Annotated in this window: 26 protein-coding genes; 19 read left to right on the forward strand and 7 right to left on the reverse strand. The window is 39.6% G+C overall.

The window, feature by feature from the left end; all coding sequences use genetic code 11:
* Window positions 1-14 precede the first annotated feature (14 nt).
* From OZ002_RS00650 to OZ002_RS00660, 3 genes are all read left to right on the forward strand, one after another.
* Entirely contained in the window at window positions 15-236 is a 222-nt protein-coding gene (locus tag OZ002_RS00650; protein WP_002290506.1) for a DUF2829 domain-containing protein, read from the forward strand.
* Window positions 233-994, forward strand: coding sequence for a 3-oxoacyl-ACP reductase (locus tag OZ002_RS00655; protein ID WP_002307347.1), 762 nt, complete (start codon window positions 233-235; stop codon window positions 992-994). The genes OZ002_RS00650 and OZ002_RS00655 overlap by 4 nt, the downstream gene beginning before the upstream one ends.
* A gap of 382 nt (window positions 995-1,376) precedes the next feature.
* A complete protein-coding gene (locus OZ002_RS00660) occupies window positions 1,377-1,886 on the forward strand; it encodes a QueT transporter family protein (protein WP_049142293.1) in 510 nt (169 codons plus the stop codon).
* 69 nt (window positions 1,887-1,955) lie between these two features.
* Here OZ002_RS00660 and OZ002_RS00665 read toward each other — a convergent pair whose 3' ends face one another.
* Both OZ002_RS00665 and rpsD read right to left on the reverse strand, forming a co-directional pair.
* Window positions 1,956-2,495, reverse strand: a complete 540-nt coding sequence (locus OZ002_RS00665) for a biotin transporter BioY (protein WP_002297927.1) — start codon at window positions 2,493-2,495, stop codon at window positions 1,956-1,958.
* Between the two features lie 139 nt (window positions 2,496-2,634).
* Window positions 2,635-3,246, reverse strand: a complete 612-nt coding sequence (gene rpsD, locus OZ002_RS00670; protein WP_002294265.1) for a 30S ribosomal protein S4 — start codon at window positions 3,244-3,246, stop codon at window positions 2,635-2,637.
* Window positions 3,247-3,507: 261 nt separating this feature from the next.
* On the opposite strand from rpsD, the gene OZ002_RS00675 reads away from it, so the two are divergent.
* From OZ002_RS00675 to OZ002_RS00710, 8 genes are all read left to right on the forward strand, one after another.
* Window positions 3,508-4,359: a formate/nitrite transporter family protein gene (locus OZ002_RS00675; RefSeq protein WP_174123390.1), complete on the forward strand. Its 852-nt coding sequence runs from the start codon at window positions 3,508-3,510 to the stop codon at window positions 4,357-4,359.
* Between the two features lie 27 nt (window positions 4,360-4,386).
* Window positions 4,387-5,022: a DNA alkylation repair protein gene (locus OZ002_RS00680; RefSeq protein WP_002297142.1), complete on the forward strand. Its 636-nt coding sequence runs from the start codon at window positions 4,387-4,389 to the stop codon at window positions 5,020-5,022.
* Window positions 5,023-5,041: 19 nt separating this feature from the next.
* Window positions 5,042-5,815, forward strand: a complete 774-nt coding sequence (locus tag OZ002_RS00685) for a Cof-type HAD-IIB family hydrolase (protein WP_002332006.1) — start codon at window positions 5,042-5,044, stop codon at window positions 5,813-5,815.
* Between the two features lie 406 nt (window positions 5,816-6,221).
* Window positions 6,222-7,019 carry a TIGR00282 family metallophosphoesterase gene (locus OZ002_RS00690; protein WP_252704031.1) on the forward strand — a complete coding sequence of 266 codons (798 nt, stop codon included), beginning with the start codon at window positions 6,222-6,224 and terminating at the stop codon, window positions 7,017-7,019.
* Window positions 6,997-7,410, forward strand: coding sequence for a YlbF family regulator (locus tag OZ002_RS00695; RefSeq protein ID WP_016628157.1), 414 nt, complete (start codon window positions 6,997-6,999; stop codon window positions 7,408-7,410). Before OZ002_RS00690 ends, OZ002_RS00695 begins: the two co-directional genes overlap by 23 nt.
* Window positions 7,394-10,039, forward strand: coding sequence for a DNA mismatch repair protein MutS (mutS, locus tag OZ002_RS00700; RefSeq protein ID WP_252704030.1), 2,646 nt, complete (start codon window positions 7,394-7,396; stop codon window positions 10,037-10,039). The genes OZ002_RS00695 and mutS overlap by 17 nt, the downstream gene beginning before the upstream one ends.
* A 17-nt stretch (window positions 10,040-10,056) precedes the next feature.
* Complete coding sequence (gene mutL, locus OZ002_RS00705) at window positions 10,057-12,165, forward strand: DNA mismatch repair endonuclease MutL (RefSeq protein ID WP_002332003.1); 2,109 nt, start codon at window positions 10,057-10,059, stop codon at window positions 12,163-12,165.
* A 21-nt stretch (window positions 12,166-12,186) separates the two neighbouring features.
* Window positions 12,187-12,747 (forward strand): Maf family protein, encoded by a 561-nt coding sequence (locus OZ002_RS00710; protein WP_002307359.1) that lies wholly within the window; start codon window positions 12,187-12,189, stop codon window positions 12,745-12,747.
* 83 nt (window positions 12,748-12,830) lie between these two features.
* Here OZ002_RS00710 and treP read toward each other — a convergent pair whose 3' ends face one another.
* A complete protein-coding gene (treP, locus tag OZ002_RS00715) occupies window positions 12,831-14,819 on the reverse strand; it encodes a PTS system trehalose-specific EIIBC component (RefSeq protein WP_156249211.1) in 1,989 nt (662 codons plus the stop codon).
* A gap of 222 nt (window positions 14,820-15,041) precedes the next feature.
* On the opposite strand from treP, the gene treR reads away from it, so the two are divergent.
* The 7 genes from treR to OZ002_RS00750 all read left to right on the forward strand — a co-directional run bounded on the left by treR (window position 15,042) and on the right by OZ002_RS00750 (window position 19,696).
* Window positions 15,042-15,755 (forward strand): trehalose operon repressor, encoded by a 714-nt coding sequence (gene treR / locus OZ002_RS00720; RefSeq protein WP_002307362.1) that lies wholly within the window; start codon window positions 15,042-15,044, stop codon window positions 15,753-15,755.
* A gap of 76 nt (window positions 15,756-15,831) precedes the next feature.
* On the forward strand, window positions 15,832-16,278 hold the full coding sequence (gene msrB / locus OZ002_RS00725) for a peptide-methionine (R)-S-oxide reductase MsrB (RefSeq protein ID WP_002294252.1): 447 nt from the start codon (window positions 15,832-15,834) through the stop codon (window positions 16,276-16,278).
* A 169-nt stretch (window positions 16,279-16,447) separates the two neighbouring features.
* Window positions 16,448-17,050, forward strand: a complete 603-nt coding sequence (ruvA, locus tag OZ002_RS00730) for a Holliday junction branch migration protein RuvA (RefSeq protein ID WP_002290528.1) — start codon at window positions 16,448-16,450, stop codon at window positions 17,048-17,050.
* A 12-nt stretch (window positions 17,051-17,062) separates the two neighbouring features.
* Entirely contained in the window at window positions 17,063-18,064 is a 1,002-nt protein-coding gene (gene ruvB, locus OZ002_RS00735; RefSeq protein ID WP_002289812.1) for a Holliday junction branch migration DNA helicase RuvB, read from the forward strand.
* Window positions 18,065-18,092: 28 nt separating this feature from the next.
* The gene (locus tag OZ002_RS00740) at window positions 18,093-18,671 is read left to right on the forward strand and encodes a TetR/AcrR family transcriptional regulator (protein WP_002289813.1); all 579 of its coding nucleotides are present in this window, start codon (window positions 18,093-18,095) and stop codon (window positions 18,669-18,671) included.
* Window positions 18,672-18,722: 51 nt separating this feature from the next.
* A complete protein-coding gene (locus tag OZ002_RS00745; RefSeq protein ID WP_002294249.1) occupies window positions 18,723-19,205 on the forward strand; it encodes a low molecular weight protein-tyrosine-phosphatase in 483 nt (160 codons plus the stop codon).
* 116 nt (window positions 19,206-19,321) lie between these two features.
* Window positions 19,322-19,696, forward strand: coding sequence for a hypothetical protein (locus tag OZ002_RS00750; protein ID WP_002289815.1), 375 nt, complete (start codon window positions 19,322-19,324; stop codon window positions 19,694-19,696).
* 978 nt (window positions 19,697-20,674) lie between these two features.
* Here OZ002_RS00750 and brnQ read toward each other — a convergent pair.
* Window positions 20,675-22,027 carry a branched-chain amino acid transport system II carrier protein gene (gene brnQ / locus OZ002_RS00755; RefSeq protein ID WP_002307366.1) on the reverse strand — a complete coding sequence of 451 codons (1,353 nt, stop codon included), beginning with the start codon at window positions 22,025-22,027 and terminating at the stop codon, window positions 20,675-20,677.
* Window positions 22,028-22,173: 146 nt separating this feature from the next.
* On the opposite strand from brnQ, the gene OZ002_RS00760 reads away from it, so the two are divergent.
* Window positions 22,174-22,797: a TMEM175 family protein gene (locus OZ002_RS00760; protein ID WP_252704029.1), complete on the forward strand. Its 624-nt coding sequence runs from the start codon at window positions 22,174-22,176 to the stop codon at window positions 22,795-22,797.
* A 127-nt stretch (window positions 22,798-22,924) separates the two neighbouring features.
* Here the strand turns inward: OZ002_RS00760 and OZ002_RS00765 are convergent, their stop codons facing one another.
* The 3 genes from OZ002_RS00765 to OZ002_RS00775 all read right to left on the reverse strand — a co-directional run bounded on the left by OZ002_RS00765 (window position 22,925) and on the right by OZ002_RS00775 (window position 26,786).
* A complete protein-coding gene (locus tag OZ002_RS00765) occupies window positions 22,925-24,274 on the reverse strand; it encodes an amino acid permease (RefSeq protein WP_002294242.1) in 1,350 nt (449 codons plus the stop codon).
* A gap of 166 nt (window positions 24,275-24,440) precedes the next feature.
* The gene (locus tag OZ002_RS00770; RefSeq protein WP_002317066.1) at window positions 24,441-25,181 is read right to left on the reverse strand and encodes an amino acid ABC transporter ATP-binding protein; all 741 of its coding nucleotides are present in this window, start codon (window positions 25,179-25,181) and stop codon (window positions 24,441-24,443) included.
* Between the two features lie 12 nt (window positions 25,182-25,193).
* The gene (locus OZ002_RS00775) at window positions 25,194-26,786 is read right to left on the reverse strand and encodes an ABC transporter permease subunit (protein ID WP_002297081.1); all 1,593 of its coding nucleotides are present in this window, start codon (window positions 26,784-26,786) and stop codon (window positions 25,194-25,196) included.
* Between the last annotated feature and the right edge of the window lie 84 nt (window positions 26,787-26,870).

The following is a 26,870-nucleotide window of genomic DNA, read 5'->3' on the forward strand; positions in this document are numbered from 1 at the left end:
GAAGGAGAAAAAAGATGACATTTGAAGAAATTTTACCAGAATTGAAAAAAGGTGCAAAGATTATTCGTAAAGGATGGAGTGGATTTGAACTTTATGTTGTTCTCGTATCCGATGATGAATTTGATGGCTGTCCAGTGACACCTTACTTATTGATCAAAACAAGTGACGAAGGTTTTTCCAGCTTCGCTCCTACAGTCTGTGATATTTTAGCAGATGATTGGGCGATCGTAGAATGAAAAACCAGTATCCAGATCTAGCTAAACAGGTTGTATTTATCACAGGAGCTGCTTCTGGAATTGGTGCTGCGCAAGCCCGAGCGTTTCTTGAACAAGATGCTTTTGTATTTGGATTAGATCAAAAGTTCGGTAAAATGGAAGAACTCTCTTTGCGATTTCCTGAAACTTTTGCCTACGCACTAGGTGATGTTCGACAAATGAAAGAACTCCAACAAGCGGTATCGAAATGCCAGGATCGTTTTGGTGAAGTTACGATTTTACTGAATACAGCGGGGATATTGGATGCCTACAAACCATTGATGGAAACTGACGAATCGCTGTGGGATCTTATTTATGAGACGAATGTGAAAAGCATGTATCAGCTGACAAAAATCATCCTTCCTGATATGATCCGCCGAAAAAGCGGAACAATCATCAACATGGCTTCGATTGCGGGTTTGGTTGCTGGCGGAGGTGGGATCGCTTATACAAGTGCGAAACATGCAATCGTCGGTTTTACCAAACAACTCGCTCTGGATTACGCAGGACAGGGTATCCGAGTAAAAGGAATTGCTCCAGGAGCCATCCAAACACCAATGAATGCGGCTGATTTCGAAGGAGAAGGCGAGATGGCTGAGTGGGTCGCAAATGAAACACCAGTCAAGCGATGGGCACAGCCGGAAGAAGTAGCTGAGCTGACGTTATTTCTTGCCTCTCCTCAAGCAAGCTACATACAAGGAACGATCATCCCAATCGATGGCGGATGGTTGTTAAAATAACCTTGTGTTTTTTTCAAGCTTCTGTATGATAAGAAATAAAGAGAGAACCAAATGGTTGATGATAAAAGAAAGTCGATGATTGTTCCCGACATTCGATGCCGAACAGCCAGTTCAAAAAATTCTTTTTAATAATCGTTAATATTCGAAACTAAGCGGCTTTTCACGACCTTTTGATATAAACGGTGTTCAAAAGCTTGCAACTGCGGTAACAAGTCCAGCCAAATGAAAAATATAAGGAGCTATTTTTATTTGACTATTCTTATTACTTGTTGCAGGGCAGCTTTTTCACTACCTTCTGCGGCACTTCAGTTGGAATTTTCTTCCCATCCTTTGGTCGCAGTCATTACCAAGATAAAATTATCTTGCAAAGGAGAAATAGAACATGGAAAAAAATAATACCCGTTCAGCCAAACGCTGGACAACGACAGATGTGACTCGGATGGCGCTAGTCACTGGTTTATATGTGGCAGTGACGCTGGTTTTGTCTGTCTTTAGCTTTGGAGTGATTCAGATTCGTCTCTCGGAGATGTTCAACTATCTGTCCTTGTATAACAAAAGATACATCGTCGCGGTAACAGCGGGAGTAGCTTTGGCTAATATTGCTTCTCCTTTTGGACTGATAGATGTTGTAGTAGGAAGCGTCAGCACGCTGATTGTATTGCTTATCAACTATAAAATCACTAGTCGCATCAAAAACATGAAAATCAAAATGGCTGTGACAGCATGCGTATTTGCTTTTTCCATGTTTACAGTAGCTGGTCAGCTAACGATTTTATATCAACTACCTTTTTTCTTGAATTGGTGGGTGATTGTTTTAGGAGAATTGGCATCAATGATTGTCGGTGGGATAATTATTTATTGGATCGGTAAAAAAGTGGATTTGTCAAAATAAAGATCTGTTTAATTTAAAATATGGCAGCGTGGAAGAGACTTTGAGTCTTCTTCCATGCTGCTTTTTTGATTAATTTGTATGAAGAAATCGATTTAGCCGTTTTTTCATCAAGATACCGATATAAGCTGCTCCAGTTGCCTTGATTGCTTCCGGCAGTAAAAACGGCAGTAGTCCACTGGCAAATGCAGTTGTAAAAGTAAGATCACCACTTATTTTCAGCCAGATCGTTCCGCAGATCAATGCAGCAAGAGAGCCCATTAGATTGGCAAAGATTGCATACAAGTAATGAGCATCCGTTCTTTCGATCATCCAACCAGTTATCCACGTTTGTAAGAGAAATCCAATCAAATATCCGCCAGTTGGCCCAAATAAAACAGCTATACCTCCAGTCATCCCTGAAAATACAGGAAGACCAATCAAGCCAAGTAAAAGATAAACTGCAACAGATATCAATCCTAGTTTTCTTCCGAGAAAAGTTGCTGTTAATCCAATAGCAAATGTTTGCCCTGTCAAAGGAACCAAACCAAAAGGAATGGTCATCTGAGAAAGGACAGAAATAATCGCGGCAAATTCCGCAGCAAGTATCAATTCTTTCAATGTTCGGTTCATAACGCCCTCTTTTCGTTAACTTAATATTTTTATTTGGTTAACGAAATTGTAAAACAAAGTGATTCCTTTGTAAATAGAAAATATAAAAAAAGACCAGCTATCCAATAGATAGCGGTCTTTTTCAAGAAAGCTTTTGAAATTATAAGCTTTGGTTGTAGTATTCAACGACAAGAGCTTCGTCGATTTCTGGATATAGTTCGTCACGTTCTGGTAAACGAGTCAATGAACCTTCCAATTTTTCAGCGTCAAAGCTTACGAATGCTGGGCGTCCAACAGTTGCTTCTACAGCTTCTTTTACTGTTACGATGTTTTGTGATTTTTCACGAACTGAGATCACTTGACCCACTTCTACGTGGTATGAAGGGATATCAACGCGTTTGCCATCAACTAAAATGTGACCATGGTTAACTAATTGACGTGCTTGACGACGAGTCGTTGCAAGTCCTAAACGGTAAACAACATTGTCTAAACGTTGTTCTAGTAAGATCATGAAGTTAACACCATGTTTACCTTCTTTGATTTTGCTAGCTTTTACGAACAAGTTACGGAATTGACGTTCGTTCATTCCGTACATGTGACGAAGTTTTTGTTTTTCAGTTAATTGCATGCCGTATTCTGATTGTTTGCCACGGCTGTTAGGTCCATGTTGACCTGGTGCGTAAGGGCGACGTGCTAATTCTTTTCCTGTGCCTGACAATGAGATGCCTAAGCGACGAGAAATTTTCCATGATGGTCCTGTATAACGAGACATTAAAATTTCCTCCAATGAATATAAGTTTTTGGAGTAAAATAATCCGTTGAAAAATTCATAATCATATAGTTTGTTCTTCAATCTTCACCTTTGCAGCCGCGGTTACACAATCGAACCCGAGACGGGGCAACAAACTAGGGATGAGTTATTATTTTTCTGCTGCATTATTTTACACAAACTACAGTATATGATAGATCATCCATGAATGTCAAGATAATTAGTACATAAAAACGCTTTACAAACCTAGGCTGTCTTTATAAAATGAGAGGGTATGTGCAAATGGAAAAAAGCGAAGGAAGTTTAAGGAGAAAATCAATGAATCCGGTATCACCATTATTTGAGAAAATCGATGCTTCAATTGAAAAGAAGGCGAATCTTTTTGAAAACAGCTTTTCACGTTACGCTGTTCGAGCGGTTCTCGCCTGTTTGTTTTTGACTTTAGGAACGGCTGTGGCATTTGCGATCGCGATGAAGGGGGAAGATATCGCGCATGGTCTAGGAAAGATTTTATACGCATTTATGTTCAGCTGGGGTCTGGTCATGATTCTATACATGAACGCCGAATTAGGAACATCGAATATGCTTTATATGACCGTGGGTGTTTTTCGGCAGAGACTTGCTTTAAGTAAGGCAGCCAAGATTCTATTTGCCTGTATTTTTTTCAATATGATTGGCGGTATATTATGTGGATTTCTAATTTCTATGACTACGCCATTTCAAGATTTAACGTTGGACAACTTTATGTTAGAATCAATAGCAGTAAAACTAGCAAAACCTGCAGCAACGATTTTGGTGGAAGGGATGTTTGCGAATATCGTTGTCAATACCGCTGTACTGATCAGCATGCGGATGAAAGAGGATGCCGGAAAAGTGATCACAGTCGTATTCATCATTTTCATTTTTGCTTTTTTAGGATATGAACACGTGATAGCGAATTTTCCTGCCTTTACGCTTGCTTACTTTGCTTCTCACGGACAGATGGATGGAATGACAGTCAGCAATGTGTTACATAATTTGTTTTTTGCTTTGGCAGGAAATTATATTGGTGGCGGTTTAGTAATGGGACTGGGATATGCTTGGCTGAATCAGTCAAAATCATCCTATGTGGACTAAAAAGTCGTTCATTAAAGGGGAAGTGCCATGGAAGTTTTAGTTTTTCCAAAAAATGAGGAAAAAGCGTTACAAATGGAAAAGTACATGAAAAATCTTTTTTCCTTTGCTGGAGTACCTAAGCCGGAACGCGCTCTTTTACAACAACCGTTACTGGATGAGAGCAAAAATTTATCTATTTCTGAAGTTTTAGCTTTTGTTCATTATTATTATGAACAAATCGAAAGAGAGTATCAGTATGTAGCGATCGATTTAGTCCAGAAAAACATCAAACGGCTTACATTTGAAGACTTAGTCGTATTGTTGCCACTAGTTCAGAAAAAAGAATGGTGGGACAGCATCGACTCTTGGAGAAAAGTATACAGCACATGGTGTAAAGCCTACCCAGAGCAGCGTGAAGAAGTCTTTCAATTGTTTGAAAAAAAGGAAGATTTTTGGCTACGTCGAATAGCAATCACGTTGCAATTAGGTTATAAACAGCAAACAGACACAGGACTATTGATCCGAGCAATAGACGAAGATCGTCAAACAAAGGAATTCTTTATCCAAAAAGCAATTGGTTGGGCATTACGCGATTATAGTAAGACCGATGCCGATTGGGTAAAAAGACAGCTGACAACAGATTTGAGTAAGTTAGCTGTTCGAGAGGCAAGTAAGTATTTATAAGAAAGCGAGACGACAAGAGATGAGACGCAAATTATTTGCTTTTGATATTGATGGAACGTTGTTAGATTCAAACAAACAAGCTTTAGATAGCACGAGAGAATCATTGGAAAAATTACGCAAAGCCGGTCATCTGGTCACGATTGCTACAGGGCGGAGCCGATTTCATGCGCAAGAGATCATTCGCGATCTTGATTTTACGAACTACATTTTATGTAATGGAGCGGCCGGTTTTTTAGACCATGAACAAGTATATAAGAATTTACTAGATCGCGACCAGTTGGATGCGTTCGTTCAAGAAGCGCATCATGAGCAGATCGATACAGCTTTTGTCAGCTTAGACAATATCAAGCGTTCTTCTTCCAATGATGTAACGGTGATGGAAGAAGCGATGCATTCTTTCGGTGCTGTCTTGCCTGAATTAGATCAGTTTTTTGCAGAGGAACAAGAAATATACCAAGCGTTAGCATTTTTCGATCAAACATATGATGGGAAGTTCTCTTCATATGATAAAATTCGATTTGTCCGCTGGCATGAGAACAGTGTAGATGTCGTACCTAAAAATGGTTCTAAAGCAGCGACAATTCTGCACTTAGCAGAACAAGTAGGCATCCCTCATGAAGACATCATCAGCTTTGGCGATGGACAAAACGACCGTGAAATGTTGCGCATGTCAGGAATTGGGATAGCTATGGGGAATGCTGTGCCAGAAGTACAAGCAGAAGCTAAGATGGTCACTGATACAAACGATCAGGATGGAATTTGGAAGGCATTGAAAGAGTTAAGCGTGATTTAAAAGAGGTTGTGAAAAAGCTGTTCTGCATCAAGTAATAAGCCCAGCCAAACAAAAATAGCTCCTCCTATTTTTCGTTTTTCTGGGCTTATTACCGCAGATGCAAGCTTTTGAACACCGTTTAAGGAAGAGGTCGTGACAGAAGTGGTCAGTTTCAAGAAATAAGAAGGGATTTACGAAAATTGCTTCTCAAATTTTTGTAAAATTACGGCTTATTTCTGAAGAAGTAGATGAAACAACGTTTATTCGGGAAATGGGGCTGTGACAAGATGTTTGTCATAGTCCCATTTTTTATTTTATTTTTCAAAACTAAGAAATACCAGGAAAGAGTTCCTTTTGTTTGACCTTTTCTTTCTTATTGAAAACAACTATAATATAGAGTGATGTTAAAAGAGAAGAGGAATTTAGTGTGCGGGTATTGTTTATTGGTGATGTAGTAGGTTCAATGGGACGAGAGATGATTACTGAATATCTTCCTAGATTGAAGAAGAAGTACCGTCCGCAAGTAACGATTGTAAATGGTGAGAATGCCGCTTCTGGACGTGGAATCACAGAAAAAATCTATAAAAAATTTTTGCAAGACGGCGTAGATGTCGTGACGATGGGGAATCATACGTGGGACAACCGCGGAATCTTTGAGTTTATAAATGAAGCTAAAAAGATGGTTCGTCCGGCAAATTTTCCGGAAGGGACGCCTGGACAAGGGATGGTCTTTGTCAAAGTGAACCAAGTCGAACTGGCAGTGATCAACATGCAGGCTCGTTCTTTTATGGTGGACTTGGATGATCCTTTTCGTAAAATGAATGAGCTGGTAGAAGAAGCCAGAAAACGTACGCCGATCATTTTTGTAGATTTTCATGGAGAAACAACAAGTGAAAAACAAGCAATGGGCTGGTTTTTAGATGGGAAAGTTTCAGCAGTGGTCGGTACACATACACACGTTCAGACAAATGATGCGCGAATTTTGCCAAGAGGAACAGCGTATCTGACAGACGTTGGGATGACAGGTCCCTATGATGGTATTTTGGGTATGCGCAGAGAACCTGTAATCGAAAAGTTTCTGACTGCATTACCAAAACGTTTTGAAGTTGTGGAACAAGGCCGATCGATTTTAAGCGGCTGTATCTTGGAATTGGATGATACGACAGGCCATGCAAAAGAGATCCAGCTGATTCAGATCAACGATGATCGACCGTTCATGGAGTAGAAAGAGAGGCAGTTTTTTGCAGCAGGAGCCGGAAATTCAAAAAGAAGTAAGGAAACTGACAAAACTTTTAGGAGAGAATGAAACGATCATTCGCTACAAAGAACTTGAAGAAAAGATCCAGCAAAACCAGTATTTAGCTGAGTTGAGAGAAAAAATCAAACAAGCGCAAAAAGATGCTGTTCATTTTGCCCACTATGACAAACCAGCAGCAGAACAAGAAGCAATCAAACAAGCGGATCAATTCATGCAAGAATTTGATCAGCATCCGCTTGTTGTAGCTTATAGAAAACAGCTGTTGGAAGCAGATGATCTGCTTCATCATTTAACAACTATGATACAAGAAGAAATCAATGGACAAATAGAGGAGGAAAAACATGCCTCAAAAAACTAAAAATACTCCTATGATGGAACAATATCTAAGCATCAAGGCCCAATACCAAGATGCTTTTTTGTTCTATCGTTTAGGAGACTTTTATGAACTATTTTACGAAGATGCGATCAAAGCGTCACAGCTTTTGGAATTAACGTTGACGAGCAGAAATCGAAATGCAGAAGAACCTATTCCTATGTGCGGTGTACCTCACCATGCAGCACAAGGATATATCGATGCCTTGATTGAAAAAGGCTATAAAGTAGCGATTTGCGAGCAGGTAGAAGATCCAAAGACGACTAAAGGGATGGTCAAGCGCGAAGTGATCCAGCTAGTCACTCCTGGTACAGTCATGGACAGCAAAGGATTGTCGGCAAAAGACAACAATTTTTTAACAGCTGTAGTTAGTCAAGGAAATGAATTTGGCTTTGCTTATGCCGATTTAAGTACGGGAGAATTGAAGACGGCTCGGTTGCATGATGAAGAAGCTGTTTTAAATGAAGCCTCTGCATTGCAGACAAAAGAACTCGTATTAGGCAGTGAGATCACTGATACCCTTCGTGAACAGCTAAGCGGGCGTTTAGGGCTAGTCTTTTCTCAACAAAATGAGATGGAAGAAAACGCGGAATTTAGCTTTTTGACAAGCGAACTAGTCGATCCGCTGGAAAAAGAAGCAACCGGCAAACTATTGACTTATTTATCGGTGACACAAAAGCGGAGTTTAGCTCATATCCAAAAAGCAGTAGAATACCAACCAGATCATTTTTTGAAAATGGATTATTATTCAAAATTCAACCTAGAATTAAGCCAATCTATTCGGACTGGGAAAAAGCAAGGCACTCTTCTATGGTTGTTAGATGAAACAAAAACAGCAATGGGTGGCCGTTTACTAAAACAATGGCTAGACCGTCCGCTTATCCAGGCAAAACAAATTAAAGCAAGACAAGAAATGGTCGCTTCTTTGCTAGACAGCTATTTTGAACGTATCGATTTGCAGTCAGCATTAACGAAAGTCTATGATCTGGAACGCCTAGCAGGTCGAGTAGCTTTCGGTAATGTCAATGGGCGAGACTTGATCCAGCTGAAAACTTCTTTAGAACAAGTGCCAATGATCAGAGGGTTGATTGAAGGAATCGATCAAGGTCAATGGCAAAGTCTGCTTTCAGAAATGCAGCCGATGGACCATCTCGTCCAATTGATCGACCAAGCTATCCAAGATGATCCGCCGTTACAAATAACGGAAGGAAACATCATCAAAGATGGATTCAATGAGCAGCTCGATATGTACCGTTCTGCTATGAGAAACGGAAAGAAATGGTTGGCAGAACTTGAAGCAAAAGAGCGTCAAGAAACAGGAATCAAGAACTTAAAAATCGGATTTAACCGCGTTTTCGGTTATTATATAGAAATTACAAAAGCAAATCTTGGAAATGCAGAACTGGAGAAGTATGAACGAAAACAAACTTTAGCAAATGCAGAGCGTTTCATCACACCAGAACTAAAAAAATTGGAGACACAAATACTCGAAGCAGAAGAAAAATCTGTTGATTTAGAATATCAGTTGTTTTTAGCTGTGAGAGAAGAAGTCAAAAAGGCTATCCAGCCGCTACAAGTACTTGCAAAAGCAATCAGTGCAGCAGATGTGCTACAAAGTTTTGCAACGATCAGCGAACGCTATCAGTATGTTCGGCCAGAACTTGTCAGTGACAAGCATCAGCTTCTGATCAAAGACGGACGACATCCTGTAGTAGAAAAAGTATTAGGACATCAGGAATATATCCCTAACAGCGTAGAAATGGCAGAATACGAAATGATCTTGCTGATTACAGGACCGAATATGTCTGGTAAAAGTACGTATATGCGACAGTTGGCATTAACTGTTCTGATGGCGCAAATGGGCTGTTTCGTTCCGGCAAAACAAGCAGTTTTACCTATTTTTGATCGGATTTTTACCCGAATCGGTGCAAGTGACGACTTAATCGCTGGACAAAGTACTTTTATGGTAGAAATGATGGAAGCCAATCAAGCCCTGCGTTATGCTACGCCAAACAGTTTGATTTTGTTTGACGAACTCGGGCGAGGAACAGCAACATATGACGGAATGGCATTGGCCCAAGCAATCATCGAGTATATCCATCGTCATGTACAAGCAAAAACACTCTTTTCTACCCATTATCATGAACTGACGGTACTTGAGAAAGAACTTCCGCAGCTTAAAAATGTCCATGTTGGAGCCGTTGAAAAAGACGGAGAAGTTGTCTTCTTGCATAAAATGATGGATGGACCTGCGGATAAAAGCTACGGCATACATGTGGCAAAGATCGCAGGATTGCCTTCCAATCTACTAGAACGAGCAGCAGATATCCTGCATACGCTAGAAAATGGCGATAACGGACACCATACTGTTCCAGCTGAAGTAGAAGAGAAAACTAAAACAGCCAAACAGGAGCAAATAAAACCACCTGCAGAAAAAGTAAATCAAGACCATATACAAGACCGTGTAAAAGAAGAAAACCAACAGCTTTCTTTATTCAGTGAATTATCCGAAAATGAAACAGAAGTCATTGAATCACTGAAGCAAATAAATTTACTAGAAATGACGCCAATGGATGCACTAAACACATTATATGAATTACAAAAACAACTGTAGGAAGAAGGCGGATATCGATGGCCAAAATCCAAGAATTATCTGAACGTTTAGCTAATCAGATCGCTGCGGGAGAAGTAGTGGAGCGACCAGCTTCCGTTGTGAAAGAATTAGTGGAAAATGCAATTGACGCCGGCAGTACTCAGATTGATATCTTAGTTGAAGAAGCGGGACTGCGGACGATCCAAGTGATTGATAACGGAGAAGGCATTTTGGCAGACGACGTAGAGAATGCCTTCAAGAGGCATGCGACAAGTAAGATCCATAATCGCGACGATCTTTTCCGCATACGAACGCTTGGATTTCGCGGTGAAGCTTTGCCAAGTATTGCCTCGGTTTCTGAAATGACTCTGGAAACGGCAAATCAGGAAGAAAAACAAGGCACCTATCTGTCGCTGAAAGGCGGAGAAGTTATTGAGCATCGACCAGCACCACTGCGTCAAGGAACGAAGATTACCGTCAGCAATCTGTTTTTCAATACGCCAGCCCGCTTGAAATACGTGAAAACACTGCACACAGAATTAGCGAACATCGGGGACATCGTCAATCGACTGGCATTGAGTCATCCATCGATTGCTTTTCGTTTAGTACATGATGGAAACAAAATGCTGGCAACTGCTGGAAATGGCGATCTGAAACAAACAATTGCGGGAATCTACGGATTATCTACCGCAAAAAAAATGCTGAAAATCGAAGGAAAAGATCTAGATTTTGAGTTATTTGGCTATATTTCATTGCCTGAGGTGACTCGTGCCAGTAGGAACTACTTATCGACGATCATCAATGGACGTTTTATCAAGAACTTTTCCTTGAATAAAGCAATCGTTGCAGGTTATGGGTCAAAATTAATGGTCGGTCGTTTCCCTATTGCTGTATTGGAAATCAAAATGGACCCGCTTTTAGTAGATGTAAATGTTCATCCGACGAAGCAGGAAGTCCGGCTATCGAAGGAAAAAGAACTAACAGAGCTAATTAGTAACGCCATTCAAAAAGCATTGTCTCAAGAAAATCTGATTCCAAGTGCAGCGGATAATCTACGGTTTAAGAAAAAAGTACCCGATCAGCCTAAAACAGAACAAATCGAAATCGATTTGTCCTACGCTTTTGAAGAAGAAAAACCTAAAAAGCCAAGTAGTTTGAATTTTGATCGAGAGACAGGAACCTTTTTCGTAGAAGAACCAAAAAACACATTTGTTGACAGAATTGTTGATAAGTCTGTGGAAAATGTTGAAAACTATTCTGGTTTTTCTGAAGAAAACACCACTTATCCAGAAAAAACAGCGAAAACGGTGGATAAGTTTGGTGAAAATGTTGATAACTTTGTAGAAAAAACAGTGGAAAAATCTGAAAAGAAAGAATTTCCCATTGTGGATAACATGGAGAAAACAAATGAAGAACAAGCAGATAAATCCGTAGAAGAGGATGAAAAGATTTACGAGGAAGAATTGGCGCTCCATCCTGAATTTGATTTCACTCAAGGAAACGACAAAACATTAGAACAAGCGATCAAGAAACTAGAAACGGAAAAACCAGTTCAACGTTTTCCTCAATTGGAATATTTTGGACAGATGCACGGAACGTATCTTTTTGCCCAAAGTAGCGATGGGTTGTACATCATTGATCAGCATGCTGCCCAAGAGCGCATTAAGTATGAATATTTCCGGGAAAAAATTGGGGAAGTATCTGATGATCTGCAAGAATTGCTTGTTCCATTTGTGTTAGACTATCCAAACAGTGATGCTTTGAAATTAAAAGAGCAAAAACACTTGCTAGAAGATGCAGGGATTTATTTAGAAGAATTTGGTCAAAACAGCTTTATTGTACGGGCCCATCCTACTTGGTATCCCAATGGAGAAGAAGAATCGATTATTCGGGAGATGATCGATATGCTGCTGACAACTGGAAATGTGAGTGTAAAAAAATTCCGTGAAGCAACAGCAATCATGATGAGTTGCAAACGATCGATTAAAGCCAACCATTATTTGAATGAAGCACAAGCACGTGTGCTGCTGAAGGATCTGGCACGATGCGAAAATCCTTTCAATTGTCCCCATGGCCGTCCAGTATTGATTCACTTTACCAATTCGGATATGGAAAGGATGTTCAAACGAATCCAAGACCCGCATTAAGTCAAAGAGAAGAGGGAAAACATGAAGATTGTATTAGCATCCCAATCACCAAGAAGAAAAGAGTTATTGGCTCATATCGTTTCAGAATTCGAGATTGAACCTGCTGATATCGATGAAACGCCATTTCCAGACGAACAGCCCGTCGATTATGTTCGTAGAATGGCTGAAGAAAAAGCACGAACTGTCTGGGAACAAGTTGAAAAAGAAGACCATTTAGTGATTGCCAGTGACACGACTGTTGTTCTCAATCAAGAGATCATGGGTAAACCAGAAGATCTGGCTGAGGCTGAATTCATGCTGAAAAAACTAAGCGGGGAAACACATACTGTATATACAGCTGTTGTTTTAAAAACAAAGGAACGAGAAGAACGGATACTAGCAGAAGCACATGTCACTTTTTATCCTTTGACAGACGAAGAGATCAAACGCTACTTGGAGACGGGAGATTATGCGGATAAGGCAGGGGCATACGGCATCCAAAATGCTGCGAGTGTATTCGTCAAAGAAATTTCTGGAGATTATTACAGTATCGTAGGATTTCCGATTGGTGCTGTCAATCAGGCACTGAAAACATTCATTTAAACAAAAAAGCGGACTATCTGATTTTCGATTGAAAATCCATGATAGCCCGTTTTTTTATTGAAAAGATTACTTATCTACTCTGACTAAGATTTTACTTCAGCTTTACCGACTGCTTCGCCCGGGCGAACAAGTCCTGATTGGTCAAGAGAAAGTCCTGCAACTTTTTCATTATTGGTCAAAGCAACAATAATGTCAGTTTTCTTGCCAGCTTGTTCTATTTCTGGCAAATCCATTTCAGCAATCAGGGTCTCTGGTGTGACAAGGTCTCCTTCTTTCACGAATACATTGAAAGGAACACCCTTTAGTTCAACAGTATCTAATCCCATGTGAACAAGTACTTCCAGCTCCTCATTAGAAAGAATACCAATGGCATGTTTTGTTTCAAAGACACTCGTCACTTTACCGTTTACTGGTGCATAGACTTTGCCGTTTGACGGTTCGACAGCATAACCGTCACCCATCATTTTTTGTGAGAAAACTGGGTCATTTACTTCAGTTATTTCCTTGATGGTCCCTGCAGCGACTGCGAATAATGGTTCTTTTGTTGCAACTGCCGTACCAGTTGCTGAAACAGGTTCGAAAGACTGTGGCGTTGCTGTTGCGCCATTTGCTGTTTGAAGTTGTACATCAGCAGCATTTTCAGGAACAGCAGGATCAATCTTATTCAAAATTCCCTGACGTCTAAAGATGATCGTCAAGCCAAATGGAATGATGACAGCAATGATCATTGCGATGATGAAAGGTACCCATGTTTCTGCTTGGATAGCTAGTATTCCTGGCAAACCACCTACTCCGATCGCGTTAGCTCGAACACCCATCAAGTTAGCAAACATGCCAGCTAATCCAGAGCCGACCATTGCAGCGACGAAAGGATAGACGTATTTCAAATTGATTCCGAACATAGCAGGTTCAGTTACGCCTAAGTAACAAGAAATCATTGCTGGAATCGAGATTTGTTCTTCTTTTTTATTCCCACGATGTAAGAAGATGATGGCTAAGACTGCAGAGCCTTGGGCGATATTTGATAAAGCAATCATCGGCCATAAATTCGTTGATCCGAAATCTGCAATCAGCTGCATATCGATGGCATTGGTCATATGGTGGAGACCAGTAATCACTAAAGGAGCATACAGGAATCCGAATACGGCACTAAACAACCAGCTGATAGAAGACGTCAATCCAGTATTTACGATATTTGAGATCCAGCTTCCGACTGTCCAGCCGATAGGACCTAAAATAACGTGTGCAGCTAAAACAGTTGGTAACAATGAAAACAATGGAACAAAAATCATCGAGATCGACTGAGGGATATATTTGCGGAAGAAGATTTCTAGATACGCTAACATAAACCCTGCCAGCATGGCTGGAATAACTTGCGCTTGATAACCAATCATCTGGACTTGAGCAAAACCAAAATCCCAAAATGGAATATCTGCTGCGGCTGTGGAAGCTACACTATAAGCATTTAATAATTGCGGAGAAACTAACGTAATTCCTAAAACGATTCCTAATATTTGTGTAGTACCCATCTTTTTTGCAATACTCCAAGTGATACCTACTGGAAGAAAATGGAAAATTGCTTCACCCGGTAACCACAAAAAGGCATTGACACCATTCCAAAACTTCGAGTGTTCAACGATTGTTCCACCAAGACTTTCAAACTGGATACCTTCAAGTACATTTCTGAATCCAAGGATCAATCCACCGACAATGATTGCAGGAATCAGTGGTGTAAAGATTTCTGCTAAAACGGCAATAGCACGTTGAACGGGATGAAGGTTTTGTTTTGCAGCTGCTTTTCCTTGTTCTTTGGAAACCCCTTCAACTCCAGATACTGCAACGAAGTCGTTATAAAAAGTAGAAACATCGTTTCCTATGATGACTTGGAACTGTCCTGCATTCGTGAACATCCCTTTTACGCTAGGTATATCTTCGATCGCTTTTTCGTCCGCTTTTCCTGGATCATTCAGGACAAAACGCATACGAGTCGCACAATGACTAACTGCAGCAATATTTTCTTTTCCGCCGATATCATGTAACAGCTTCTCGGCATCTGCTTGATATTTTGCCATATCAATAAACCCCTTTCTCTTAACTTGTCTATGCAAGTTGTTTCTTCATTTACTATACTTTTTTTCGGAGAGAATTGCAAGCGTTTTATTAAAAAGTACGAGAGAAAATGATATCGTTTTAAAAAGCTTAAAATAAGCTTTTCTTAAAAATAGGAACATTGAAATACAAAAAGAGCTGTAGTATAGTGAAGAAATGATGGAAGAACGAGTGAGGGAAAAAACATGAATAAGTTCAATGAAATTTTTTTAGATTTGGAACAGAAAATTTTAGCGAAAGAATATCCTCCGCATTCGCTTTTACCCAGTGAGAACCAATTGATCAAAATTTATGGTGTTTCACGAGAAACAATTAGAAAAGCGCTGAATCTTTTGACTACGGAAGGTTATATTCAAAAAAAACAAGGAAAAGGTTCGATCGTACTGGATCGGAATCGCTTCGACTTTCCTATTTCTGGATTGACTAGCTATAAAGAGCTACAGGAGACCCAACGTATTCCAAGTGAAACGATCATCCATACGTTAGAAGAAACAGAAGTGACAAAAGCATTGAACGAGATCACTGGCTGGGAGATCGGTGCGCCTGTTTGGCATTTGATACGCGAAAGAAAAATCAATGGCGAAGTAGTTATATTAGACACCGATTATCTATTAAAGGAAATCGTTCCTATTTTAACTCCAGCACAAGCACAAGGATCGATCTATGAATATTTTGAAAATGAGCTTTCTTTGACGATTGCTTACGCGCAAAAGGAGATCACAGTAGAAGAAGTAACGGAAATCATGAAAACAGCGATGGATCTTCACGATGACATTTATGCAGTAGTAGTCAGAAGCCTCGTTCATCTGGAAGATACCCGCTGTTTCGAGTATTCTGAGTCGGTTCACCGATTAGATAAATTCCGTTTCGTTGAGTTTGCCCGACGCCGAAAAGTGTAAATAGTTCAAAAGAAAGCAAATTGTTGGCATCTGTCCACTTTGGCGCTATGATAGGATCACAAAGGGGGCATTTTTAATGGATAAACCAATAAGACCAGAAAAAGAAGAACTGAAAGAAAAGTTATCACCCATGGCTTATGCAGTCACACAAGAAAATGCAACAGAACGACCATTTAGCGGGAAATATGATGATTTTTACGAAAAGGGGATCTATGTAGATATCGTCAGCGGTGAACCGTTATTCAGCTCTGCAGAAAAATATGATGCAGGTTGTGGCTGGCCATCATTCAGCAAACCAATAACGAAAAGACAGGTGCGCGAAAAAGCCGATTTTTCTCATGGCATGCATCGAATAGAAGTTCGAAGCAAAGAAGCAGATTCTCATCTCGGACATGTGTTTACCGATGGACCAGTAGATCAAGGTGGTCTACGTTACTGCATCAATTCTGCCTCACTGAAATTCATTCCATATGAAAAGATGGATGAATTAGGTTATGGGGAATTCAAATCACTTGTAGAATAATGGAAATACACAAAGAGCGGTACAATACGGGGATTTACTCGATCGTCCGCTCTTTTTTTATTCAAGCGATTGCTATTTGAAAGAAACGCTCCCCAGACTCCTTTTTTCACAAGGTGAAATGTGCTACAATAAAGGGAACGTATGTGTGCAAAAGAAAGAGGACTAGAATATGTATGAATATCTGACAGGTGTGGTTACCTTTATCAACCCCTATTACATAGTAGTAGAAACCAATGGTATCGGCTACCAGATCGCACTAGGAAATCCTTACCGCTACAGTAGCAAACTAAATCAAAAAATAAAAATTTATGTCCATCAGGTGATACGTGAAGATGCGCATCTTCTGTATGGATTTGATTCGCTAGAAGAAAAGCAACTGTTTTTGCGATTAGTAAGTGTTTCAGGAATCGGTCCGAAAAGTGCCCTTGCAATCATGGCAAGCGAAGACCACTCCGGTTTGATTCAAGCAGTAGAATCCAGTGATGTCACTTATTTGACGAAATTTCCAGGAGTAGGGAAAAAGACAGCACAACAAATGATCTTGGATCTAAAAGGAAAATTCGGTGAGCTGAGTATCGATACACCTTTTAGTCTATTTGATGAAGCAAACACAAAAGACGCTACAGCTCTATCTGAAGCAATGGAAGCTCTCTCGGCTCTTGGTTACAGTGATCGAGAAATCAAACGTGTAGAAAAACAATTAAAAGAAGTCGATAATCAGACAACGGATGAGTATCTACGCCAAGCACTCAAGCTAATGATGAAAAAATAAGGAGGAGACCAAATGACAGATGAATACTTGTTATCACCAGAATCTGGCGAAAATGAACTGAGTTTGGAAAAATCTCTTCGACCACAGCTGCTTTCTCAATATATCGGACAGAGAAAAGTCAAACAAGAACTTCAGATTTACATCGAAGCTGCCAGAAATCGGGAAGAACCTTTAGATCATGTTCTGTTGTACGGGCCTCCTGGATTAGGAAAAACGACGATGGCCATGGTCATTGCTAATGAGATGACCGTAAATATTCGTACGACGAGTGGCCCTGCTATCGAACGTCCGGGTGACTTAGTAGCAATCTTGAATGAACTGGAAGCAGGGGATGTCCTGTTTATCGATGAGATCCATCGATTACCTAGAGTGGTAGAAGAGATGCTTTATTCAGCTATGGAAGATTTCTATGTAGATATCATGGTAGGACAAGGGCCAACCGCACATCCGGTTCATTTCCCTCTTCCTCCCTTTACTTTGATTGGCGCGACGACACGGGCAGGTATGCTTTCTGCACCTTTACGAGATCGATTTGGCATCATTTCTCATATGGAATATTATGACGAACAGGATCTGCAGGAGATCGTTTTACGTTCTTCGGATATTTTTCAAACAGAGATCATTGAAGAAGGGGCATTGGAAATTGCTCGCCGATCACGAGGAACGCCTAGAATTGCTAATCGCTTGCTCAAACGGGTTCGTGATTTTGCGCAAGTCCAAGGAGACGGGAAAATCGATCGCCCTATAGCGGATCAGGCACTTACTTTGCTACAGGTCGATCAGGCTGGATTGGATTATGTTGACCAGAAATTGTTGCGAACAATGATCGAGTTATATGGCGGCGGACCAGTAGGGTTAAGTACGCTTTCAGTAAACATAGGAGAAGAGCGTGAGACGGTAGAAGATATGTATGAACCGTATCTGATCCAAAAAGGATTTTTAAAGCGTACACCTAGAGGGCGAATTGCTACTGCTTATGCCTATGAACATTTTGGTTACGACTATCATATATGATTTTTGCTTTTAGATTGGAGGAAAATGAATGAGTGATACAACACGTACGAAACAATTGATCAAAAACGTATTGATTGATTTGTGCCAAACGCAATCTTTTCGAAAAATCAGCGTCCAAAAAATCGCAAATGAAGCAAAAATCAATCGACAAACATTTTATTATCATTTTACAGATAAATACGATTTGCTTCGTTGGGTCTATTGTGAGGATGCATTGCATTATTTAGATCCACAATGTCTTTCACTTGATAATTGGGAAGAGCAAGCATTGAAAATGCTGAAAGCAATTGCTGAGAAGAAAGAATTTTATGCAAATACTGTGCTTTCTGACCCAGAAATTTTACAAAAAGAGTTTTCTCAACTGATCCAAAAATCATTTATCAAGATTTTTGAACAAATGGATGAAGAAAGACAACTTTCTGCAAGAGACAAACTATTTTATGCTCGTTTTTTTTCTTACGGTTGCAGTGGTGTATTAGTCAATTGGATCACGAATGAATATGAAGAAACACCGATGGAAATCGCTATGCAGCTTTTCCGTTTAGCCAAGGATACGGAATTATATTCTTATCGTCTTTATGCAAAAGAAGAGTTGGAAGAACAGTAATAGAAAAATTTTTTGTTGGAAAAGCAATAATCGCTAAAAGGAGATGGGGAAATGACAAAAATTTTATTTGTTTGTTTGGGAAATATTTGCCGTTCACCGATGGCAGAAGGCTTGCTGAGAAAACGAATAGCAATAGAAGGAAGGGAAGCAGAATTTTTTGTGGATTCTGCTGCTACAAGCACGTATGAAGTTGGAAAGACACCGCACCCTGGAACGAAAAAAATATTAAACCAAGAAAAAGTAGATATGACGAATATGGTTGCTCGGCAAATCACACCCCACGATTTTGAAACTTTTGATTGGATCATTGGCATGGATCAAGAAAATGTAGAAGAACTGAAACGAAGAGCACCACGCTCAGCGCAGGGGAAAATCCATTTGTTTTTAAGTAGCATTCCTGGAAAAGAAAAAGAAAATGTTCCCGACCCATACTATACCAATAACTTTGATGAGACATATCACTTGATCACAGAAGGCCTGAATCATTGGTGGAATATTTGGATTGACGAAAATAAAATAACGAACAATTTGTAAAGTTAACGCTTTCTTTTTAAGGCGATGTTAGAGCATTTCCTTGTTTTTTTGTAAAATGTTAGGTAAAATAAAATTAATTAAGTAACACTTTCTTAGCTAAAGGAGGAGTGCTTTCGATGAACGAAGAGACAGTATCGCCAATGAAGAAGCTTACGAAGTTAGTTACTCATACTTCGTATCAACTTTTTGATTCTTTTGTAAATGACACTGAAGAACATGCTAAGAATGTACGATTGCAAGGAAAGTTTATTCTTGAGCTGCAAAAAGCTGCTACTGAACATAGTCTAGTTATCTTACAAGTAAGAGCAAATCGTTTGAGTAGCAAGTATGAAACGATCTCAGGCTGGGTGGCGACAAAAACGGTCGAAAAAGACCGAGTGATGATCCGCCTACAAAACGAAGAGCAGCAGATCCGGATGGTTCCTGTAGAACAAATTGAAAAAATAACAATCCTTTCACCAGCAGGGGAACAGGAACGATTATCAAAATAATTTATACCAGATAGAAAAGCACGTATGAGCTTGTACCATCAATCATTACTAATCAAAAATAACCGAATGCTTTAAGCTGATATCAGTAAAACGGAACGTTTTAGGATGAGTATCACAGCATGACAGCATTGGGTTGATTAGTTGAATCGATTGGATGGTACAAGTTTTTTTGATAAAAAAAGGTCCTGCTAGCCGGGGAGCTAGCAGGATAAGGAGTTAAAAATGAAAAAGTGTTGTTAGGGTTGTTTGTTGGTATGCTTATATAATAGTCACTAGTTGTGAATATTTTGTGACGAAAGTTTTCGAAAGTTGTTAAGTTTTTTTGCGAAAACTATTTTTATATCATATATATGTCTAAAATCTATATTATAAAAGAAATGTTGTTCGATCAGCTACTCTTCGGTATTAGTTCAAAACAAAACGGCAAAGTATATGGAGCTACTTTGCCGTTTTGTTTCTCTAATACTCAGGTCAGTTTATAGACGCTCAATAAACGGTGTTCAAAAGCCAGTTTCTCGGTATTAAGTCAAATTTATGCAAAAATGTGAGAAGCCATTTTCACAAAATATTTCTTAATACTTGAAACTAAGCGGCTTTTTCACGACCTCTCAATAAACGGTGTTCAAAAGTCAGTTTCTCGGTATTAAGTCAAGTTTATGCAAAAATGTGAGAAGCCATTTTCACAAAATATTTCTTAATACTTGAAACTAAGCGGCTTTTTCACGACCTCTCAATAAACGGTGTTCAAAAGTCAGTTTCTCGGTATTAAGTCAAATTTATGCAAAAATGTGAGAAGCCATTTTCACAAAATATTTCTTAATACTCGAAACTAAGCGGCTTTTTCACGACCTCTCAATAAACAGTGTTCAAGAGACAGCCTATCGGCAATAAGGCACAATTTTGTAAAATATGAGAAGCTATTTTTCAAAATTACTTTTTATTGCTCAAGGCTGAACGTCTCTTTCACAACCTCTTTTATCAATCTGCTACTTCTTCTTTCTTAGCGAAACTCCAAATCAGTCCGATAACAAAACCGATAACTGCTGGTACGATCCACCCCATCCCCAATTTGAAAAACGGCAAGTAGCTTTCCGCAACATGTAAAAGATTTTGAACAATAGGTGTTTGTTTGATAGTTTCTGGGCAAGCGTTCAACCCATCAAAAATCGAAGCAATCAATGTAAAATAAGTAGTCATTCGATAAACAGCCGTACGCTGCTTAAACAAAGGACCAACTAACACTAGTAAAATCAGTGTCATTGCTAATGGATAGATGAACATCAAAACAGGCAACGAAAATTGAATGATATTCGTCAAGCCTACGTTTGCCGCTAAACAAGGAAGGATACTAGCAAGTGCAACAAAGAATGCGTAATTTCTTTGCGGAAACAAATCTGTGAATGTTTCTGCAAAAGCTGTAATCAAACCAATACCGGTCTTCAAACAAGCTAATATAACGATAAATGCTAATAAGATACTGCCATAAGTACCTAAATAATGATCAGCAATCTGAGCCAGCGTGATCCCGCCATTTTCACTTAGAGCAAAGCTACCTAAGCTCATAGCACCTAAATAAGCGAGCAAAGTATAAATGATTCCCATCAATATAATGCTGATCGCACCAGATTTGATCGTGTCTTTAGCGATTTCAGCAGGTTTTGTTACACCCATGTTTTGGATTGTTGTGACAATGATGATCCCAAATGCTAAAGCAGCAAGCGCATCTAATGTGTTATATCCTTGAGTAAACCCTGTGAAAAAAGCATGCTCTTGATAATTTGGCTGAATAGGCGCTTGATTTACAGAACCTAGTGGATTCAAAAAAGCAAGGAGAAGCAAAGCACCTAATAAAACCAAAAATGCAGGATTCAGGAACTTTCCAACATAATCTAATATCTTTGTCGGTTTTCTTGAAAACCACCAAGCCAGCACAAAAAATACAATACTGAAAATTGCTAGATATAGCGTCTGTCTGCTAGGATCGATAAATGGTGCTAAACCAATCTCGAAAGATGTGGTTGCAAGGCGAGGTAAAGCAAAAAACGGTCCGATAACTAAGTAAAGCAAGATGGTAAAAACCATCGCATATGTTTGATTTATCCGTTTTGCTAATTCATATACACCTGAGCTTTTCGATACACCAATGGCAATCACCCCTAAGAAGGGAAGACCGATACCGGTAACCAAGAAACCTAGATTCGCCCAAAAGGTAGCAGCGCCTGCTTCTTGACCCAAATGAACGGGAAAGATAAGATTTCCAGCACCAAAAAATAGACCGAAAAGCATGGAGCCTATAAAAAGATAGTCTTTAAATGATAATTTTTTTGTCATACATAACTCCTTTACGGTTTTTTTAAAAGTAACAAAATTTCGAAAAATATGCAACAATTTTCAGAAAATTTCCTATATAAAACGATGGTTATTTAATAACGTAAGTGATAAAATAAAAGCGCTGAATCATCTGAGGAGGAATCATCGTGACAAAGACGAGATTAGAAGCATTTACTGATGGAGTGGTAGCCATTGTTTTGACAGTTCTTGTATTAGAGATCAAGATCCCTAATCCATCTAGCTTTCATTCTTTATGGGTCATCCGAAATACATTATTAGCTTATACCATCAGCTTTATATTTGTTGCGGTGATCTGGGTGAACCATCATCGTATATTTCAGATGGCAGAACGAATTAATTACCGAGTGGTCTGGTCGAATATCTTTTGGCTCTTCTGGCTGACTTTATGTCCTTCTGTTACTAGTTGGGTTGGGCGTAACCCTGAAGCTTTTTGGCCTGAGATGGCTTATGTCTTAGTATACACGATGTGGAGTTTTTCTTTTGGTATCTTGATGAGGCAAATCATGAAAGCAAATAAACCAGATTCCCATGTCGTGAGAGTTTTGTCAAAGGACCGTCGAAGTCTTATCTCCATGATGATTAACTTATGCTTGATTGCCGGTGTCTTTTTTGTACCGTTGATCGGGTTATTCGGACGTTTTTTTGTACCGTTGATCGGGTTATTCGGACGTTTTTTTGTATCTGGTATTTGGATTTTTTCCTATAAAAAAGCAGATGCCTATTATCAGCGGTTGTTTCCGGGGAAATAGAAAAGAGGCTGGGACAGAAGCTTTTAACTCCAAGAAATAAGCCGAAATTTCACAAAAATTTAAGAAGCAATTTTCGTAAATTCCTTCTTATTTCTCGAAGCTGACCACTTCTGTCACAACTACTTTCTTACTTCTTACGTTCATATTTCATATGATAGATCAGTAATAGAAGCAAGAACCACACAGGTGTTAGTAATAAAGCGATTCTCGTATCTTTTCCTAGGAACAAGACGACACACACAAAGGCCATGTAAAGAAATACCAGATAATTACTAAATGGGTACAACGGCATTTTAAATGAATGAGCTTTTTTGCCGAGGATACTTTTACGATATTTCATGTGCGTGTAGACAAGCATACTCCAGATAAACAAGAAACAAGTAGTGGCAATACTGCTTACTAGTGTGAATACTTCACTAGGCATCACATAATTCAAGATAACAGAAATGAAAATGACGATAGTAGAAAATGTCAAAGCATTCCCTGGCACATGATGTGTTGTTAACTTTTTGAATTTTTTAGGGGCACTGCCTTCTTGCGCTAAAGAACGAAGCATACGTCCTGTACTATATATTGCACTGTTGCAGGCAGAAGCTGCTGCACTTAATACGACTAAATTGATCAAGGAAGCAGCAATCGTGATCCCAATTTCCGAAAATACTTCTACAAATGGACTGTTATCTGGATTCAAGCTGTTCCATGGATAGATTGCCATAATGACAAAAAGAGATCCTAAGTAAAATAAGATGATCCTGATAGGAATATTATTGATAGCTTCCGGCAACACTTTTTCAGGATTTTCTGTTTCTCCAGCGACTAATCCAACTAATTCTATCCCAGCAAAAGCAAAGGTTACCATTTGGAAAGCTAAGATAAATCCTTTTGCACCAGTTGGAAAGAATCCGCCATGAGACCATAGATTCGTGATACTGGCTGTGCCAATATCTGTCGTATAGTGGGTGAGGATCATATAAGCTCCTACGAGGATAAAGGCAATGATCGCTACAACTTTGATCAATGCAAACCAAAACTCTAACTCACCAAACAATGAGACAGCCACCATATTCAAGCAAAGAAGAAGACCTAATGCAATCAGTTCAGGAAGCCACTGAGGAACACCAGGCGCCCAGTAGCGTACATACATTCCGATGGCTGTTAAATCGGCCATTGCAATCGATACCCAGCAGAACCAATACGTCCAGCCAGTGATGAAAGCCGCTTTTTTGCCAAGATATTCTGCAACAAAATCCAGAAAAGAATGGTTATTGGTGTTTGATAACAGAAGTTCGCCTAACGCACGCATAATGAAAAAACAGATGCATCCAGTAATAAGATAGGCGAGCAATATCGAAGGGCCAGCTAGCTGGATAGACTTTCCGGAACCTAAAAACAACCCCGTTCCAATCGCTCCGCCAATAGAAATCAGTTGGACATGTCTATTTTTCAGTCCACGCTGCAGTTCTTGCTCTTCATTCATTTTTAAATCATCCTAACTAAAAAAGTTTAATTACTTCCATATTAAGAGAGTTTTCTGAAAAACACAACTAAGATTCCAAAATTTTCAGAAATTTACCTTTTATGAGTAATTCATAAAAAAGAACTGCGGTAAACACCGCAGCTCTTTGTTCCAATCAGCTATTGATCTAAGCATTTAAAATACGTGAAAGGAATTCTTTTGTACGTTCTTCTTTCGGATGGACAAAGATATCTTCTGGTGTACCTTCTTCTGCAATCACACCTTTATCCATAAAAATGACACGGTCAGATACATCTTTTGCAAATTCCATCTCATGCGTCACGATAAGCATTGTCAAGCCAGTATGTGCTAAGTCTTTGATCGTATTAAGCACTTCGCCAACCATTTCAGGGTCTAACGCCGAAGTAGGTTCGTCGAATAGCAATACATCTGGATTCATTGATAATGCCCGAGCAATTGCGACACGCTGTTTCTGTCCACCAGATAATTGTGCTGGTTTGGCTTCGATATAACGATCCATACCAACTTTTTCCAGATTTTCGATTGCTACTTTTTTGGCAGTTTCTTTATCTCGTTTCAGGACAGTTGTTTGACCAGACATACAGTTTTCCAAGACGTTCATATTGTTGAACAGGTTGAAGGATTGGAAAACCATACCTAGATTCGTTCGATATTTAGGTAAATTATATTTAGGAGCTAATACATTTTCTCCATTATAAATGATCTCGCCGCCTGTTGGTTTTTCCAGTAAATTGATACAGCGCAAGAAAGTAGATTTACCAGAACCGGAAGAACCGATGATCGTCACAACTTCACCTTTATTGACTGTTACGCTGATATCTTTCAATACTTCATTTTCACCGAAGCTTTTTCTTAGATGATTGATTTCAATAATTTTTTCATTCATGATTCTTCCTCCTTATTCCTGCAAATTTGAATTGTCGATTTCTTCAAGCTTGGTATAAGCTGAAGGACCATCGATTTTCTTTTCTACCGCCCGCAGGATTCTGGTGATCGTAAAGGTCATGACTAAGTAGATGATCCCGACGATCGTAAATGTTTGGAAGAATTGGAAATTCGCACCGGAAGCAGAGTTTCCTTGGAAGAACAAATCAGCTACGCCGATTACACTTAAAACTGCTGTATCTTTGATATTGATAACAAACTCATTTCCTGTTGCTGGCAAGATATTCCGTAAAACTTGTGGAATAACAACTTTTCTCATCGTTTGGCCATGGGTCATACCAATGGCTTGCGCAGCTTCGAACTGCCCTTCATCTACTGCAAAAATCCCCCCACGAACGATCTCTGTCATGTAAGCTCCAGTATTGAGAGAGACAATAAACAAAGCGGCAATCGTTCGGTTCAATGAAATGCCAAAAGCGAGTGCCAGACCGTAGAAGATGACCATTGCTTGTACCATCATCGGTGTTCCGCGGAATACTTCGACATAGATAGAAAGAAGTGCATTTCCGATTTTTTGGAAGAAGCGAGTCAGTGCATTTCCTGATTCAGGTACCGAACGGAAGACACCAATCAGTAATCCAAGTGTAGTACCGACAACTGTCCCGATCAATGCGATGAACAAGGTAAGTCCAGCACCTCGTAAGAACATATTGCCGTATTGTTTCCAAATCGTAGTGAAATCAGAAATGATGCCAGGTTTTTCTTCACTATCAGTTGCAGCAGGCTGATCTTTGACTGCTTGGTCCATAATTTTGGTTCGTTCATCGTTAGAGATGCCAGAAAGAATCTGGTTTACTTTTTGGATATCCGGGTCGCCTTTACGCATACCAACAGAAATCTGAACATCTTCCGGGTTTGTCTGGAAGCCATCTGCACCGCTGAATTCAAGCATTTCCAAGTCTTTGTTCACACTAGTTGCCGTTACACCTTCCGGACGTTCGCTGACATAACCATCGATCATTCCAGAAGCTAAAGCTGTTCTCATTGCTGAGAAATTATCCATTGCTTGTTGTTTCTGCACATCTGGTATCTGATCGATCACAGTATAGTGGAATGTATTTAACTGAGCAGTGATCTTTGCTCCAGAAAGATCTGCTAAACTTTTTGCTTTTGCATATTTGCTATCTTTTTGAACTACTACTACTAATTGTGATTCGTAATAAGGATCGGTAAAATCAATTTCTTTTCGTCGTTCAGCAGTAGGGCTCATTCCGGCGATGATCGCGTCGATCTTGCCTGATTGAAGGGCAGGAGCCAGACCATCCCATTTCGTTTGGACGATGACTAATTTTTTCCCTAAACCATCTGCTACTTTTTTAGCGATTTGAACATCATAACCGCCGGCGTAACTATTTTGGCCTTGAATTGGCAAGGCATTATTCTCATCTGTTTGTTGAGACCAGTTGAAGGGTGCATACCCAGCCTCCATACCTACGCGAAACTCATCGCTCGGTGTTTTTTCATCTGCATTTGCCAGAGATCCCACACTGAATAGTGAGAAGACAAAAGCAAATAGTACGGCAACTGAAACCATATTTTTTTTCATTTTTTTCTCCCTTTCTGATTATATGATACACGAGCGGTCTAGATGAAATGCGGTAAAGCTTTATCTGAAAAAATAAAAAGCGAC

Source organism: Enterococcus sp. E4-150 (assembly GCF_035726465.1).
Lineage (GTDB): Bacteria > Bacillota > Bacilli > Lactobacillales > Enterococcaceae > Enterococcus_B > Enterococcus_B faecium.

What these genes read in the sequence shown, in the direction of transcription:
- mutS (WP_252704030.1), top strand. Translation starts at nt 7,394, where the DNA reads ATGCCTCAAAAAACTAAAAATACTCCTATGATGGAACAATATCTAAGC.
- ruvB (WP_002289812.1), top strand. Translation starts at nt 17,063, where the DNA reads ATGACAGATGAATACTTGTTATCACCAGAATCTGGCGAAAATGAACTG.
- OZ002_RS00660 (WP_049142293.1), top strand. Translation starts at nt 1,377, where the DNA reads ATGGAAAAAAATAATACCCGTTCAGCCAAACGCTGGACAACGACAGAT.
- brnQ (WP_002307366.1), bottom strand. Translation starts at nt 22,027, where the DNA reads ATGACAAAAAAATTATCATTTAAAGACTATCTTTTTATAGGCTCCATG.
- OZ002_RS00685 (WP_002332006.1), top strand. Translation starts at nt 5,042, where the DNA reads ATGAGACGCAAATTATTTGCTTTTGATATTGATGGAACGTTGTTAGAT.
- rpsD (WP_002294265.1), bottom strand. Translation starts at nt 3,246, where the DNA reads ATGTCTCGTTATACAGGACCATCATGGAAAATTTCTCGTCGCTTAGGC.
- OZ002_RS00740 (WP_002289813.1), top strand. Translation starts at nt 18,093, where the DNA reads ATGAGTGATACAACACGTACGAAACAATTGATCAAAAACGTATTGATT.
- OZ002_RS00675 (WP_174123390.1), top strand. Translation starts at nt 3,508, where the DNA reads ATGAGAGGGTATGTGCAAATGGAAAAAAGCGAAGGAAGTTTAAGGAGA.
- OZ002_RS00775 (WP_002297081.1), bottom strand. Translation starts at nt 26,786, where the DNA reads ATGAAAAAAAATATGGTTTCAGTTGCCGTACTATTTGCTTTTGTCTTC.
- treP (WP_156249211.1), bottom strand. Translation starts at nt 14,819, where the DNA reads ATGGCAAAATATCAAGCAGATGCCGAGAAGCTGTTACATGATATCGGC.
- treR (WP_002307362.1), top strand. Translation starts at nt 15,042, where the DNA reads ATGAATAAGTTCAATGAAATTTTTTTAGATTTGGAACAGAAAATTTTA.
- OZ002_RS00745 (WP_002294249.1), top strand. Translation starts at nt 18,723, where the DNA reads ATGACAAAAATTTTATTTGTTTGTTTGGGAAATATTTGCCGTTCACCG.
- OZ002_RS00695 (WP_016628157.1), top strand. Translation starts at nt 6,997, where the DNA reads ATGATCGACCGTTCATGGAGTAGAAAGAGAGGCAGTTTTTTGCAGCAG.
- OZ002_RS00750 (WP_002289815.1), top strand. Translation starts at nt 19,322, where the DNA reads ATGAACGAAGAGACAGTATCGCCAATGAAGAAGCTTACGAAGTTAGTT.
- OZ002_RS00655 (WP_002307347.1), top strand. Translation starts at nt 233, where the DNA reads ATGAAAAACCAGTATCCAGATCTAGCTAAACAGGTTGTATTTATCACA.
- OZ002_RS00765 (WP_002294242.1), bottom strand. Translation starts at nt 24,274, where the DNA reads ATGAATGAAGAGCAAGAACTGCAGCGTGGACTGAAAAATAGACATGTC.
- OZ002_RS00710 (WP_002307359.1), top strand. Translation starts at nt 12,187, where the DNA reads ATGAAGATTGTATTAGCATCCCAATCACCAAGAAGAAAAGAGTTATTG.
- OZ002_RS00650 (WP_002290506.1), top strand. Translation starts at nt 15, where the DNA reads ATGACATTTGAAGAAATTTTACCAGAATTGAAAAAAGGTGCAAAGATT.
- msrB (WP_002294252.1), top strand. Translation starts at nt 15,832, where the DNA reads ATGGATAAACCAATAAGACCAGAAAAAGAAGAACTGAAAGAAAAGTTA.
- mutL (WP_002332003.1), top strand. Translation starts at nt 10,057, where the DNA reads ATGGCCAAAATCCAAGAATTATCTGAACGTTTAGCTAATCAGATCGCT.
- OZ002_RS00770 (WP_002317066.1), bottom strand. Translation starts at nt 25,181, where the DNA reads ATGAATGAAAAAATTATTGAAATCAATCATCTAAGAAAAAGCTTCGGT.
- ruvA (WP_002290528.1), top strand. Translation starts at nt 16,448, where the DNA reads ATGTATGAATATCTGACAGGTGTGGTTACCTTTATCAACCCCTATTAC.
- OZ002_RS00680 (WP_002297142.1), top strand. Translation starts at nt 4,387, where the DNA reads ATGGAAGTTTTAGTTTTTCCAAAAAATGAGGAAAAAGCGTTACAAATG.
- OZ002_RS00665 (WP_002297927.1), bottom strand. Translation starts at nt 2,495, where the DNA reads ATGAACCGAACATTGAAAGAATTGATACTTGCTGCGGAATTTGCCGCG.